The 15,291-nt window shown below is 50.4% G+C and carries 9 protein-coding genes; 2 read left to right on the top strand and 7 right to left on the bottom strand.

Annotated elements, in window-relative coordinates:
• Positions 1-20: 20 nt before the first annotated feature.
• The 6 genes from BN6628_RS07345 to BN6628_RS07325 all read right to left on the bottom strand — a co-directional run bounded on the left by BN6628_RS07345 (position 21) and on the right by BN6628_RS07325 (position 5,853).
• Complete coding sequence (locus BN6628_RS07345; RefSeq protein WP_068616040.1) at positions 21-533, bottom strand: MauE/DoxX family redox-associated membrane protein; 513 nt, start codon at positions 531-533, stop codon at positions 21-23.
• Between the two features lie 160 nt (positions 534-693).
• Positions 694-816: a hypothetical protein gene (locus BN6628_RS26810; RefSeq protein WP_262363148.1), complete on the bottom strand. Its 123-nt coding sequence runs from the start codon at positions 814-816 to the stop codon at positions 694-696.
• 890 nt (positions 817-1,706) lie between these two features.
• Positions 1,707-2,342 (bottom strand): VOC family protein, encoded by a 636-nt coding sequence (locus BN6628_RS07340; RefSeq protein ID WP_068616038.1) that lies wholly within the window; start codon positions 2,340-2,342, stop codon positions 1,707-1,709.
• Between the two features lie 207 nt (positions 2,343-2,549).
• Complete coding sequence (locus tag BN6628_RS07335) at positions 2,550-4,607, bottom strand: bifunctional diguanylate cyclase/phosphodiesterase (protein WP_068616036.1); 2,058 nt, start codon at positions 4,605-4,607, stop codon at positions 2,550-2,552.
• A 231-nt stretch (positions 4,608-4,838) separates the two neighbouring features.
• Complete coding sequence (gene bshB2 / locus BN6628_RS07330) at positions 4,839-5,495, bottom strand: bacillithiol biosynthesis deacetylase BshB2 (protein ID WP_068616034.1); 657 nt, start codon at positions 5,493-5,495, stop codon at positions 4,839-4,841.
• Positions 5,488-5,853, bottom strand: a complete 366-nt coding sequence (locus tag BN6628_RS07325) for a YojF family protein (RefSeq protein ID WP_068616032.1) — start codon at positions 5,851-5,853, stop codon at positions 5,488-5,490. Before BN6628_RS07325 ends, bshB2 begins: the two co-directional genes overlap by 8 nt.
• A 273-nt stretch (positions 5,854-6,126) precedes the next feature.
• Between BN6628_RS07325 and BN6628_RS07320 the strand changes: the two genes are divergently transcribed.
• A complete protein-coding gene (locus BN6628_RS07320; RefSeq protein WP_068616030.1) occupies positions 6,127-7,620 on the top strand; it encodes a peptide MFS transporter in 1,494 nt (497 codons plus the stop codon).
• Positions 7,621-7,727: 107 nt separating this feature from the next.
• The gene (locus BN6628_RS07315; protein ID WP_068616028.1) at positions 7,728-7,961 is read left to right on the top strand and encodes a hypothetical protein; all 234 of its coding nucleotides are present in this window, start codon (positions 7,728-7,730) and stop codon (positions 7,959-7,961) included.
• Between the two features lie 84 nt (positions 7,962-8,045).
• Here BN6628_RS07315 and BN6628_RS07310 read toward each other — a convergent pair whose 3' ends face one another.
• On the bottom strand, positions 8,046-15,230 hold the full coding sequence (locus tag BN6628_RS07310; RefSeq protein WP_068616026.1) for a glycoside hydrolase family 3 N-terminal domain-containing protein: 7,185 nt from the start codon (positions 15,228-15,230) through the stop codon (positions 8,046-8,048).
• Positions 15,231-15,291 lie beyond the last annotated feature (61 nt).

The following is a 15,291-nucleotide window of genomic DNA, read 5'->3' as shown; positions in this document are numbered from 1 at the left end:
ACTCCTTATTCAGCGTCATATTAGACCGGCTGCCAGTTTTTCCGGAAATCCAGATAAGCCATAACCAGAGCATAGACGAGGAACAAACCCGTGCTCAGCAGCAGATACAGAGGTAGACCCGCCGCTCCCCACAGCGGAAGATCCCGTGTTCCCGTCATCAGATAAACCGTCATTCCTATGAGCAAGAGCAATTTAATCACAGCCCCCCAACCAAACCGGTCTGGAACTGCTAGTCCAAAGCAGTTGCAAGCCACTTCCTGTTTCAGCAGCATGGAGCGTATATTTACGGCCATAAATATGCAGAGAAAAATAAGCGAGCCGATACAGACTATAACTTTTATATATTCAAACCAAAGCCCGACACTTAGGACGATCTCGCCAACAGGAAGAGCAAATGCCAGGGAACTAGCCCACCGTCCCTTTCCCATAATAACCTCAACCATTGAGGTAAAAGACTTCATTGAGACCAGCTTCAGCCCCCCTGATAACAACCAGGTGACAATCAGAAATGAATGAACCAAAGTGTAAATCAAAGGCAAGACCTCCTCACTTAGGAAAAAAGAGGGGCGATAACACGCCACCTCTCTTTTCTATAATAGTTATGAACAATCGCTGAATACCGCTTAACGATACTCTATGTGATGCTCTCGTAACACATACGAGTTAGCACTAACTCTGCCTGATCAGGATGACTTAAGCGCAGCAGCCATCAGCATAGTAACCTCCAAAATTGTTCCAACTGTAGTGGGTTCTGTAGTAGTACACCCCGTTAGCATAACAAGAAGCGGAGCCGCAGTATGGTTGCTGTGCTTGCATATCAATTCACCTCCTTTGTTTAGGTTTGTTTTTTCGTCTCTTAGGCACAGCAGCCGTCGGAATAGTAGCCTCTCAGCGTATCCCAACTGTAATGGGTTTTGGAATACCATACGCCGCCTGCATAGCAGGAGCCAGAGCCACAATAAGCTGGATGCATATAAATTCACCTCCTTTCATAAAAAGCACTATGTAAGCGCTTTTATGCATAATATAGCATGATTATATTGATTTGGGAATATATAAAATTAAATATTTTAGTATTTTTGTTAATTTTTACATAATACTATTTTTATCTATTTTTTTTGCCCTTTTCTATCATTATTCGCATAACAAAAAAAGCCCTCTTCAAGAAAACTGGAGAGCTTATGCCTTTTGTCCTTCTTAAATTGCGGTAAACAATCCGGGCAATGGTGCCACCTCCTGCATAAATGCATGCAACCTCTGTGGGGTCACTTCACTGCATGTGGGCGGCCGCCCAGTCGTGCCTGTACGGGGAAAAAGAAAGGCTGCATTATCTGGCATAATGTGTTTTTATTTCTAATGGTCCCCTTTTCTCAACGGTCAAGGCCTGTGCTTTTGAAACTTATACATCGGTATAATCTACGCGAATTCCCGATAAGTGTGCCGAACTCCCCTTCACTCTCACTCACCAAACTGCTCTGATCTTTTTTCTCCCCTGCCTTCAAGGAAACAACAAGAACTCCCCTTCACACGGAGAGCTCGCTCAAATTTATTATTCAAAAGTATTCATCGTTACTGTCTGTCCCTCATCACATAGCGTTGTCTCTCATTCTCCCGAAAAAGGCTGCATCATTCGCCCAAACAAGCTTGCAGCAGTACTGGCACCGACCGGGCTGCATAAGACAGCGGCCACTCAGAGTCTAACCGTCCTAAAGCTCCAGTGTACCTGCTCCCCGAACCTTTACTGTTACAGGGTGCTGCTCTGCCTGCTTGTCAGAAAAGAACCACGTCCGGCCCTGCTTCACAGCGATGAATAAGCCATGTTCGTCGCCCAGGGGCCTGAAGCCTTCATTTCCTTCCCTCCAATGCGGGAAGCCTTTCTCATTCAGCTCCCGCACGCATCCCGCTACGTCCTCCCGTACGATGCCGATCTCACTGATTTCAAGCAGAGAATGGGAACCGAAGGGCTTGTCCGAAGCATTCCCTAAATTATGCCTTGCAATGAATTCCCCAATATTGCCGGCCGGGTCCTCAAAGTATATGGCATTCGCATTCCAGCCTGGAAAATCCGCCTCGTCCTCCCCGCCGCTGAGGCTTAGGTTCCACTTACGGGCAAGCCATTGCTTGGCTTCGGCAAGCTGATTCTCAGGAATGTTCACGGCAAAATGATAGAAGGGTTCACCTTCGTCCGGTTCTGCTTGCTCAAAAGTAAGGAGAGTATCGCCCACCTGAACAGAGAAATACCGCTCAGTCTGAGCTGTAATGCCCAGTTCCAGTACGTTAGAATAGAATGTCTTTAACTGTTCCAATCTTGCTGTCTTCAGTTTCAGTTCTTCCATCCGCATATCGATTCCTCCTGCCTGACAGAGTAATAATGTAACCCCACCTATTCAGCATAGTCATTTTAGTTTGTCTGGGAGTACTCTGGCCGAAAAATCCGTATCTTCCGTCCCATAGAAGAGGCTACTCTCCCATTATAACTCCATATCTACAAGAAAACGGCCCATTTCCTGAGGAACGGACCGTACCTGTAATATAACCGAATCTATGGCTTAGGCTCCCGGCTCTTCTGCGCGGACCCCGCCGCCCCCCAGCCACTTCCGGATTTGCTCCTCATTCATCGGTTTGCCGTAATAGTACCCCTGCATGATTCTGCAGCCCAGAGAGTTTAGAAATTCCGATTGTTCTATCGTCTCCACCCCCTCTGCGACCAGCTCTAGATTGAGCTGCTGCCCCAAGGTAATGATAGCCTGGATAATCGCCTTTTTCGATCCTGATTCATATTCCCGGATGAACAGCTGGTCAATCTTAAGGGTGTCAATCGGCAGTTTATCGAGCGAACCGAGTGAGGAATACCCGGAGCCAAAGTCGTCCATCGCGATCTTGATCCCCAGTTCCCGCAGCTCAATTAATTGGCGGATCGTTCCCTGAATATCTGAGATTAAGATGGATTCCGTAATTTCCACTTCAAGATATCTGGCGGCGAGCCCCGTTTTGGCCAAAGTCGCCTGCACCATTTCGAGCAGATTCTGGCTTTCAAATACCCGTACAGACAAATTAACGGATACACACTGTGGTTCAAGCCCCTCATCCTGCCACAGCTTGTTCTGGCGGCAGGCCTCCTCCATAATCCAACGGGTCATGGGAATAATGAGGCCGGTCTCTTCTGCAATCGGAATGAATTCAGCTGGCGAGATGATGCCAAGCTCCGGATGCCCCCACCTGATCAAGGCCTCCATTCCGGCCGCCTTGCCTGATAATGCATCCCACTTGGGCTGATAGAGCACGAAGAACTCCCCGTTATGTACAGCTCTGCGCAGATCGTTCTCCAACCCGAGCTTGCGGATGATGCCAGTATCCAGAGACTTATCAAAAACCCGGTAGCGGTTCTTCCCCTCTTCCTTGGCTTTGTACATAGCTGTGTCCGCCGCCTTGAGCAGCGAGTGACGGTCTGTTCCATGCTGGGGACTAAGGCTGATGCCGATGCTGCTGGTAATGTAGAGCTCATAACCGTCCAGGACAAATGGCTGCTTGATCTCATCCAGCAGCTTCTGTGCCCAAGCCTCGGCTTCCTCTTTTCCCGCACCACACAAGGCTGCCAGGAACTCGTCCCCACCAAGCCGGAATATTTCGCTCCCTTGCAGGACACGCTTCAGCCTGTCCCCAACCGAGCGGACCAGCATATCTCCGAAATCGTGCCCAAGTGTATCGTTCACATTCTTGAAACGGTCCAGGTCAATGAACAGCAGGGCCATCCGGTTATCCTCTGATTGAAAGTCCTGTGCGTCGAAGAATTGGTTCATTTTATAGCGGTTCGGCAGGCTGGTCAGCTCATCCGTGTACGCCATTCCCTTCATCGCATGGCGTTCAAAGTACACAGCAATTGAAGAAATAGATAGAATCACAAGAATAGCCGCAGACACACAGACCATCAGGATCAGCTTAATATGCATCTCAGACATTTCTTCTGGGGCTCCGCTTATAACGTTCACAGGGAGGCTTGATGAGAAAATAACTGCTTTAACCCCTGTATAATGCATTCCACAAATCGCGAGTCCCATTATTAAGGAAGAAAGCCATTTCATCATGCTGGCACCTGACCGGTTTCTGAACTTCAGAAACAGGAACAGGGAAGCGTACGAAGCGGTTAAAGCAATGGCAGAGGAAATCCCCCAATACACCGGGTCGTAGCTGATTCTGCCGCCCATCTGCATGGCAGCTATTCCCGTATAATGCATGACTACAATGCCGCTTCCCATGAAGAACCCGCCAATAGCCAGATGCAACAGCCGGACTTGGACAGGCAGAGTTATCCGGAATGCGATATAGGAAGCTAAAATCATGGAAAAAAGCGAAAGAAGGGTAATAAGAACGTCATAAGTTATTTTGATATTCAGACTGTATGCCAGCATCCCGATAAAATGAATCGACCACACACCGCAGCCCATTACGCATGAACCCGCCAGCAGCCACCCAAGCTGGGAGCGGCCTTTGGCATTAGTAATTTTGGCAGCCAGAGTCAGTGCGGAATGAGACGAGAAAACCGCAATAACAAATGACAGAAGCACCATCCAATAGTTGTAATGTCCCTGAAGAATATTATGATGCATCCATCATCACCACCATTATAAAAATTTGCTTTGAACCAGACGTATGATCGACAGTGATTCTTTTGTCCACTTCATATAGATATCTTTTTTATCGGTTATTTAAGATTCGAAATTAACGTTTCATCAAGTCTTCATAATGGTCCTGAAGAAGCATGAAAACCGGCGGCTGATGACATAAAAAAGACCCCCGGCGGTGGCGATGCCGGAGGTCTTGTACTGTGCTCCTTGACTTTAATCGAACTTGTAAGTCCAGAATTTCTCATTCCCGAATCTGTCGATAATTTCTTTATCTTTCAGCGTTTTGCTGCCTAGAAGCTCCGCCGCTTGGAACTGCGAGCGGTGGGATTGAATCGATTTCATCTTCGCTTCCAGGAATTCGGACACATCCTGAGTAACGTCAGGATAACCAAGAACCTCCTGGCAATTCCTAGAGAACGCCAGGCAGAGCACCTTTGGCCGCTCCTGTTCAGGAAGGCTTCCTACTACCCGGACCACTGCGGCACCGGTGGCATCATGATCAGGGTGAACACTGTATCCAGGGTAGAACGTGAATATGAGGGACGGGCGAAGCTCCTGAATCAAATCCATAATCCGGCTGTCCAGCAGATCCTGGTCCTCAAATTCAATCGTTTTATCATGGAAGCCCATCATTCGCAGGTCCTGAATGCCAATCGCTGCACATGATTCCTGAAGCTCCTTCTTGCGAATCTCCGGCAGGGTTACCCGGTTCGCAAATGGGGGAATTCCCATATTGCGGCCCATCTCACCCAGAGTGAGACAAGCATATGTAACCTGAGCCCCGCTTGAGATTTGCTTGGCGAGTGTGCCAGATAGACCGAACGCCTCATCATCCGGATGAGGGAGTACAACTAATATCCGTTTATGCATCTTGATTCCCTCCTCCAAATGGCTCCCGGCTTAGCTGCAGGGCCACAACCAGCTTGCCTTGAGCGTCATGTCCCGCAAGGATAAGCCGGTCCGAATCTTTCTCATCCCACATGTTGAGCCCTTCCGCATACAACCAGCCCTTCTCCATCTTCAACCCGACCCGGTATACGCCGGTTCCTGCAATGGTACCGGTTGAGAAGCGTATTAGAGCATTAGATATGAAGTTAGCCGCCGGATGCTTGGAGCTGTCATAGTGGGACGCATACGCACCTGTGGTCATTTCCAGATGGACATAAACATCCTGGTCTTTAAACGAATCAATTCTATGCTGTACAGCTTCAATATCAATAATCTGCATAAACCTTTCTCCCCTGCCTCATAATTTCTGTTTGGACAGATCCACGGCCTTGACCGGGCCGTCCATAATTACGGAATAAATATAGCATACTCCTTGCAGCTTAAAAAAACGAGAGGAACACAATAACTTTGCGCATAGCTTCCAAGGCTCTGTTCGAGGTATTTTATTAAGTATTGCATGAAATTGGCGTTATTTGTCAACCATTACCGATTGAGCGGCCTATTCACCAGTGTATATATTTAAAGATCTTGACGATAAAGGAGGAACAAATGTATGGCGTCATACAACAAGGATAAAGTGCTGGAGAGCTTCCCGCACCATGGATTCTTTGGACATCCTAAAGGGTTATTCACCTTATTCTTCACAGAGTTCTGGGAACGGTTCTCCTATTACGGCATGAGAGCCATTTTGGTCTATTACCTGTACTATGAGGTAACCCGGGGTGGGCTCGGACTGGATCAGAGCAGCGCTCTAGCCATCGTGTCGATTTACGGTTCACTTGTATACATGTCTGGAGTTATTGGCGGCTGGCTGGCGGATCGGCTGCTGGGAACCTCCCGCGCCGTATTTTATGGCGGGATACTGATTATGCTCGGCCACATCGTACTTGCCGCTCCCGGAAGCATAACGATGTTCTTCGTCTCCATGGTCTTTATCGTACTTGGTACAGGCCTGCTTAAGCCCAATGTATCGGCCACTGTCGGGGAAATCTACAGTGAACAGGATACGCGCCGCGACTCCGGATTCAGCATTTTCTATATGGGGATCAACCTCGGCAGCTTCTCCGCGCCGCTGATTGTAGGTACGCTGGGCATGGAATACAACTTTCACCTTGGGTTCGGACTTGCCGCGGCAGGTATGCTGCTTGGTTTGATTGTATTCCTGACAACCCGAAAGCGCAGCCTCGGTCTTGCGGGAACGATTGTCCCGAACCCGATGACCCCCCAAGAGACAAAGAAAGTGCTTATGGTTATTGGGATTGCTGCAGCAGTCACTGCCGTTATTGCAACCGCTGGCATGAAATCAGGGTGGTTCACATTCCAGGCGTTTATTCAGCTTATCGGGGTTCTCGGGATTCTCATCCCAATCATTTACTTTATCGTCATGTACCGCAGCCCCAAAACTACTCCGGTGGAACGTTCAAGAGTGCTGGCCTATATTCCTTTGTTCATTGCCTCCGTCATGTTCTGGGCGATTCAGGAACAAGGGGCATCCATCCTTGCCAATTATGCGGATAAACGGACAGAGCTCGACTTTGCGGGCATTCATCTTGCCCCGGCCTGGTTCCAATCACTTAACCCGCTCTTTATTATTACCTTGGCGCCAGTCTTCGCCTGGTTCTGGATGAAGCTGGGCAAGCGCCAGCCGTCCATTCCAGTGAAATTCTCACTTGGCCTGCTGTTTGCTGGGCTCTCATTCCTGGTCATTCTTCTGCCGGCCTATCTCGGTGGCAAGAATTCACTCGTGAATCCGCTCTGGCTTGTGCTGAGCTATTTCATTGTTGTTATTGGTGAGCTGTGTCTATCTCCTGTCGGCTTATCCGCAACGACCAAGCTTGCTCCAGCTGCTTTTTCCGCCCAGACCATGAGCTTGTGGTTCCTATCGAATGCGGCAGGACAAGCGATAAATGCGCAAATCGTCAAATTTTACACTCCTGAGACCGAGATGGCTTACTTTGGGGTTATCGGAGGGGCTGCTATTCTGCTTGGTGTCATTCTCTATCTGCTGTCACCTAAAATTCAGGGATTCATGAAAGGCGTCGAGTAGCGGGCAGCCCAAATGCTGCTTCCGCTCCAGCCATCAGGGTAACCGTACCATTCCGATAAGGCTCGCTCTTCATAGTATAGACATATACTAGGAAGGGGGAGATGAATATGGAGGCATATTATAACTGTTTGCGGAACAAGAACAAGAAAGTGCGCCTACTCACCATGGACGGCCAGCAATATCAGGGGACTATTGTCGATGTAGACTACAACAATGTCTACTTAAGACCCGACCGTGGCGGTTCTGTCCGCACATCGGCCTTTTATCCATACGGTTATGGCTACGGAAATGAGATCTTAACCTTAAGCTTGTTCACCCTGCTGGCTATCGCTCTAATTTAAGCACTTCTTTCTGCTGCAAAAATAAACAAACAAGAGAAAGCCCTCCTCAAGGCTTTCTCTTGTATTTTTCTTTAACAGTATCTTTTATTTGTTATAAATCCGGTAAATGATTACAGCCGTCTCGGCACGTGTGGTCTGGCTGAGCGGGTTAAGGTGATGTCCGTCACCGTTCACAATACCACTCTTCACGAGAGCTGCCACACTATCCGCCGCGAACCCGGACACCTGCTCGGCGTCCTGGAAGCTGTTCAACTCAGCAGCTGAACTGGCTGGCAGCGTTGTACCCGCAAGAACCATTGCCCTCGCCGCAAGTGTCATCATCTCCTGCCGGGTGATTGGGCTAAGCGGATCGAACTGGTTGTTCTCTTTCCCCTTGGCAATACCCAGCTGCTTCGCAATTCCAACGGCTTCATAATAATAAGCCGAAGAATTCACATCTGCGAAATTCCCCTCTGTCTTGGCCGAGAGCCCCAGAGCATTAACCAGCATAACCAGAAAGTCTGCCCGGCGAACCTGGTCCCCAGGATTAAACGTGGTGTCACTGGTGCCTTTGACAATTCCTTTAGATGCAAGGACTTCAATATCATGCTTAGCCCAGCTGAATTTTGCGATATCCCCAAAGGTTTTAGTCACATAAGCAACTGCATATTGACCGAATTGTGTTGTTGTAAAAATAACTTTGCCGGAAGCGGCATCATACCGCGCATTCGGTACTGGATTCAGTCTGCCTTGTGGGTCTAAATACAACACGGTAATATGCTCATCGCTGGCGGCTTCCGCTGCCGAAGGCTGATAAGGAAATCTCACCCGCACAGCTGCATCCGGATTGTTCCAGGCAACCGGCTGGCCTCCAATCAGCAGAGCCAGTTCAAGAGCAGGATGCTCTCCAATCGCTTTGACAGCTGAAGCAGCAAGTTTTGTTTTGTCAGCTGGCATAATTCTCAGCTCAATTTGGCTGTTGGCGCTCACCTCAGCAGGCCTAATCATATTGTCCTGGATAAGGATACTGCCATATTCAGTGACCAATTCAAGCTTAACCATCTTCTTCCCTGTAAAGTAGGAGGCTGGCAGCTGAACTCCATAGCCTTTTTGTCCGTGAACAGACGGCACCTCTGCGATTATCGTAACTTTAGAAGAAGTGCTGCTGCCAGCGTCTTTAATGGCCTGGTTCAAGCCTTCCGTGGTCACCACGGCCACGGCAATTCCCGTTACAGGATCAAGAGTCGGGGCTGATAGTTTCAAAATACCCTTGCCATCGGTTGTTCCTGGCGCACTACCTCCTGTGTTTCCTGTACTGCCCCCCTTGTTACCTCCCTGGTTTCCACCGTTGCTTCCTCCAGTATTTCCGCCTGGATTTCCGCCTGGATTTCCGCCGTTGTTCCCTCCGTTATTGCCATCCGTACCACCACCTGCTTTGGTCACATAAGTGTAAGGGGCGACAAAGCTGTCGGCTAACCCATCCTTCACCGCCACCGCACGGATTACAACAATTCCGGATACTTGGAATGGTCCTTCATACAGCGTTCCATTCTTTGCACTCGGCAGAGTTCCATCGGTTGTGTAGTAGATGCGCGCACCCTCTACGCCAGTCATTAAAGATACGGTCTGAGGCTTATCATAACTACCCGCCTTAAGGGAAGCAGCTGGAATTTTTGTTCTTACCTGTTCCGGTTTAACCACTTCATCTGTGGGCACAATGGTGAACCAATCCAGATTGAAGCCGTCTCCTTGATCGAGAAGGCGTACGGTCTTGGTGCCTTCCTTCATCGTCACGAGGTGAGAAGCCTCAGTATAATTGCCCCATCCTCCTGTCGATCCAAGCTGGAGTGTTCCTGCAGAACCCCCGTCTACCGACAAGTTGACCGATACCCCGCTCTGCGGAGTTGCATAGCGGTAAGTAACCTTGTAGTTCCCTGTTGCGCTTGCCGGGATGTTGACCAGATAATCCAGCTTGCTGCCACGGTTCAAGTAACCCACGTTCGTGTATTCCGAATTGGTCTGGATCGCGTTCCGGTCAGCGTCGAAGTAGCTCTCCGCCTCCACCTTGACCATACCGTCCTGACCTGGAGTGTGTGCGGTTGTTTCTTCAAAAGCCAGCTTGGTGATCTCGAATCCAGCCGTATTGGCACTGAGTCTCAGCTTCTGCTCCCCGGATTTCAAGGCAACCGTCTTACGGATCCTGATCCATGTGTTCAAATCCCCTGTGGACGGAATATCGAACTTGGCAAGAACCGTGCCGTCCTCCGCTTTCAGATTAAAGGCGTTCATGCCTCCGTTCTTGGTTGCAAGTTCTACCGTTACGGTGTAATCTCCGCCCTTTTGAACAGTAATCGGATAGTCAACCCAGTCCCCGGCATCGAAGCTGGTTAACTTTTTGCTTCCTGACGGGCCTTCAACAGCGCTAATGCCTGTTGCGGAAATGTAATCTCCGGCTTGGGCCGTGCCTGGTAAAGATATAGCCTGCGCGCCCGGGTTAGTCAGCACAAGAGGCCCGATCTGGAACCAGTCCAGATGGATATACGCTTCCTTCAGGGACAGCCTCAAGGTGTGACTTCCTTCCTGCAGCTTAATCAGGTCTGTAACGGTCTTCCAATCGTTAGGCCCTTCAGAGCCGGTTAATACGGTTGTTAGAACAGGCTCATTTGTACCATCAGCGGTCCATACAGCCGTCGGTGACTTTCCTTCCGAAGCATAACGGTACGTAAGTTGATACTGACCGTCTGCCGGCACCTTTACCTTGTACTCCAGCCATGCCTCCGGTGCTGATTTTGTTACGGAGGTAAGCTGGTTGGCATCTTGGTGCTGAATAAGGATACCCGATGATTGGTCGGCATTCTCGGCCTGAATCTTCTTCGGCAGCGTATTATCCAGGTCTGCCTTAGTTAATCTGAGATCCGAGAGAGCATAGTTGTGTCCGCCTGCAGAAAGTATCAGCTTCTGTTCACCTGCTGGCAAATCTAATCTGACTCTGAGGTAACGGAAATCCCCGGGTCCATATACCGCTTCCGTTACGGAAGCCTTGGCTGGAGCTGTACCAGTAGGCGCCGATCGGCCTGCCGGGGCTCCTGCGGTTTCGCCTGCTGGCGCCGATTCGTCCGCCGATCCGCCTGCCGGGGCTCCTGCGGCATCGCCCGCTGGCGCCGATCCATCCGCTGGCGCTCCTGCGGCATCGCCTGCTGGCTGCTCGGAAGCCTTGCTGTTCTCCCGAATAATTACAGGAGCCCCATCGCCGACTTTTGCAGACAGGGAAGCATCCTCCAGACTTCCCGCATAACCCAGATCCAAATCGTAGCTGCCCGCTTGTTTCACATGAAGATTGTACTTAAATTCCGCGGACCCCGCCGTAGAATTACCATCACCGTCTACATTCAGGTGATCAACAATTCCCGTATTCTTATCCGCCTTAAATTGCCCTGTGGCCTCATCGAAATCTGCCGCAGGATAGGAACCCGGAGCAGTCTTCCCTTGTTCAGAGCGGTGCCACCGGTATGTCGCCACCGATTTGGCCGGAACGACGGCTGAAATCTGCTTCCCGTCACTAAGCAGCTTGACCGGTTGATCATCTGCAGTCTGATTAATAACCACCGTCACAATGGTTTTGCCGTCCGGACTCTTAAACGCAACGTTGGTCACGGTACTGCTGCTGCCATAGTTACTGTCAATCCGCACATAACCCGGTTCAACAAATTTCATAAACTGGCCCATCAGGTAATATTCCGGTGCAAGCCAGTAATTGTTGCGGTCTGCAGAGTCCTGGATGATCGGGGTCGGGTCCGGTGTCCCTACCCATTGATGGGACTTTATATCACTGTCGAGCATCACTACCCAGGAATTATAGCTGCGGGCCCAATTGCGGAAGTACTGGGCGATCCGGTCAGCACCTTGCGTTCCCCACACAGCCCGTTCGGTCAGATACACGTTCTTATCCGGGTACAGATCGTGGAGCCTGCTCATTTCCGACAGATCCCCGCCATAATCGTGGAATGCCGTACCATCAACTGCTCCGGCCATCTGTTCATCAGCCAAAATATGAACCGAATACGCGGAAGTGTCGCTCGGATTGTGGTCGAAAATCCACAGCTTCGTATCCTCAAACCCGGCTGCATCAAGCTTGCTGCGAAGCAACACAGCCAGCCGTCCCTGCTGATCCCAAGGCATATGTGTACTCGGATATTCAATCTCAAGCAGCGGCTCATTCTGCATAGTAAGGGCATCGATGTTAATTCCCAAAGCCTTGTAAGCCTGAACATATTTTACGAAGTAATCGGCAAGTACAGGGAGATACTCTTCCTTCACCTGGCCCTTGATCATACTGTCCGTTGTCTTCATCCACCCTGGCGGGCTCCAAGATGATGCAAAAAACTTAACATCCGGATTGATCTTTTGGATCTCTTTTATAGTATCAATGATGTGATAGTCGATATCCTTTTGGATCGAGAAATGGGTAAGACCCGGGTCCGTCTGACCCGCCGGAAGATCATCATAAGAATAGAACGGTTTACCTGTGAAGTCGGCGGTTCCAATGGTTAGCCGAACCAGACTCATCCCGGCCCCTTCTGTCTTGCTGAACAGCTTCATCAGCACTTCCTTGCGCTTCGCTTCCGACATGAGCCACAGGTTGCCTATCGTTGACTCTTCCATTGAGGAGCCTATTCCAACCACTGATTGATAGGTTTGGTCCGGATCAATCGTAATTTCCGTCCCCTTTGCCTGATTTGGCTGGACGATATCGGCATTAGGCTGCTGTTCGAGCTTCTTGTCTCCATCCTTGTATAAGGAATCATAATACCATTTGTTGTCACCCGGATTACGCTCATTTGTGATCCAGCTCTCAACGGCGCCAGCCTCAACAACTACCGGTGTCACCCCGTCCGTTCCACCACCTCCCGGATCACCACCGTTATCCGGCGCCGCCTCCCCAGTCCAGGTGAAGCTGAACCAGTTCAAATTCATGGAACCGCCAGTAAACTGCAGTTTTAGCTTCTGTTTACCGTCTTTGGGCAGGGATACATTTTCAATGGATGCTGTCTGCCAATCCTGATAACTGCCTGTTTTGGACATGGACAATGTGCCTCTTGTTTTGCCTGTACCATCAATAATTTTAAGTCCCGTTGAATCTGTCCATGAGCTGTAACGGAAATCCACCTTATAAGTGCCGCTCTGGGCATCCACATCATATTCAAGCCAATCTCCAGCATCAATGTAGGAGATATTCCTGGTACCCCCAGTATCCTGGGAATCCTCTGTCTGTATGCCGCTCTGGGCAGTGAAGTTCTCCGCTTCAATCTTGCCCGGGATCTTCTGGCTGTGATCTGGTTCCTCAGGTGCTGAAGGAAGGGTTGGGGTAGGCTGATTTCTGGTAAGGCCATATCCCGCTTGGAAAAGAAATTGTGATGCGTCTCCCCCTGGATAAGCGTTTAAGCTGAATGGCCAGCGCATGGGCAGCTTCCCGGTAAAGTCCTTGCTGCCGAACAAGACATCGGCCACACCCTGCCCTTCCGTACCCGGGAGCCATGCGGCAATAAGACCGGCCCAGTCTCCCATCTGGTTCGTAATCGTCATGGGTCGTCCTGAGACCAGAACTACGACAATCGGAATGTCAGGATTACCGCTGCGGATATTTGCCAGTGTGTTCAAATCCTCGGCATCCAGATTAAGACTCGCAGCGTCGCCATTCGTCTCCGCGTAAGGCTTCTCCCCGATGACAGCAATGGCCACATCTTGACCGGCTGCTCCCCGGCCATGCTTGTTATAGATTACTGTCCTGGACGAGCCCGCCGCATCTTGGATTCCCTTCAGGATGGTTGTACCCGGTGTGATATCCCCGGCACTGCCCTGCCAAGTTATCGACCAGCCGCCGGACTGAAGCCCGATATCATCCGCGCTCTTCCCGGCAACCAGAATCTTCTTCATCGATGGCAGCTGGGACAGAATCGGCGATTGGCCGCCCCCGCCATTAGCTACCTTGTCATTCTTAAGCAGAACCAATGATTTCTGAACCGCTTCTCTGGCTACGGAACGGGAACTGCTTGAGCCGAAGGCGCCGGCAAGATCCGGATCAGCTTTAGGATGTTCAAACACCCCGGATTCGAACTTCACCTGAAGAATCCGCGATACCGCATCATCCAGCCGTTTCTCTGAAATAGCCCCTTCCTGGACCAGCTCCTTCAGATCAACGATGACCTCCTTCCACTTATCCGGCTCCATAATCATATCAACACCGGCATTCACCGCTACGCGGACCTGATTCTTCAGACCGCTGACCGCCTTGCCGTCCCAGTCCCGGGTAATCTGGTCCACCGCATTATAGTCGGAAATGACGAATCCCTTGAAGCCCAGCTCACCCTTGAGCTTATCAGTCAGCAGACGCTGATTGGCATGCATCTTAATGCCCTGAATACTGTGGTAAGAAGCCATAACCGTCTTAACCCCGGCTTTGACTGCCGCTTCATACACCTCCTTCTCCAGGTTCCAAATCTGCTCTTCGGTATAAGCTGTTATATTCCCCTGATTTGTACCATTATCCGTGTAGCCTTCCCCCGCGAAATGCTTGGCGGTAGCCACTACTTTCCCCGGATCTTTCAGTCCACCTGGTTTCTCACCCTGTAGGCCTTGAATATAAGCGGCCCCAAGCTCCGTAGATAGAGCCGGACTGTCCCCGAAGCCTTCATAGGTGCGTCCCCAACGGGGATTCTTCACAACCGCAAGTGTAGGTGCGAACGTCCAGTTCACCCCGGTGGCCTGCATCTCCGCAGCGGAAGCAGCGCCAATTTTTTTCACCAGCCCCGGGTCCCTTGTTGCTCCAAGACCGATATTATGGGGAAATAGCGTAGCCCCAATCACGTTGTTATGTCCATGCAGGCCATCCACCCCGTAGAGCAGCGGAATGCCCAGCGGAGTCGACAATGCCCCGTCCTGGTAGCTGTTATACAGCGCTGTCCACTTCTCCTGTGTGCTGGAGGTCTGTTTGCCTTCAGGGAACGAACCCCCTCCGCTGAGCACAGAACCCAGATAATAGTCTTTTACATCTTCGGGTGTAACTGAAGCCCGCTCGGCCTGCACCATCTGGCCAACCTTTTCATCCAGTGACATCCGGTTCAGCAGATCCGCAACCCGTTCTGGAATACTTTCCCCCGGATTCAGATAGGCGGGCAGACGGTTTGCCGCCGCTGTGGGTGCCCCGAGCACAGCTGGCAAGGGCAGCAATCCCAGGATAAGACTGAAGGCGGTTAGACCTGACAGCCATATTGACAACTTCCGTTTCTTCATCGGCTACAACTCCTCCTTAAATATCAACTAAGCATCAGTGCTTAAGAGCACTGAAGAACGG

It is taken from the genome of Paenibacillus tuaregi (genome assembly GCF_900086655.1).
GTDB lineage: Bacteria > Bacillota > Bacilli > Paenibacillales > Paenibacillaceae > Fontibacillus > Fontibacillus tuaregi.
This window is presented reverse-complemented; position numbering and strand designations above follow the sequence as displayed.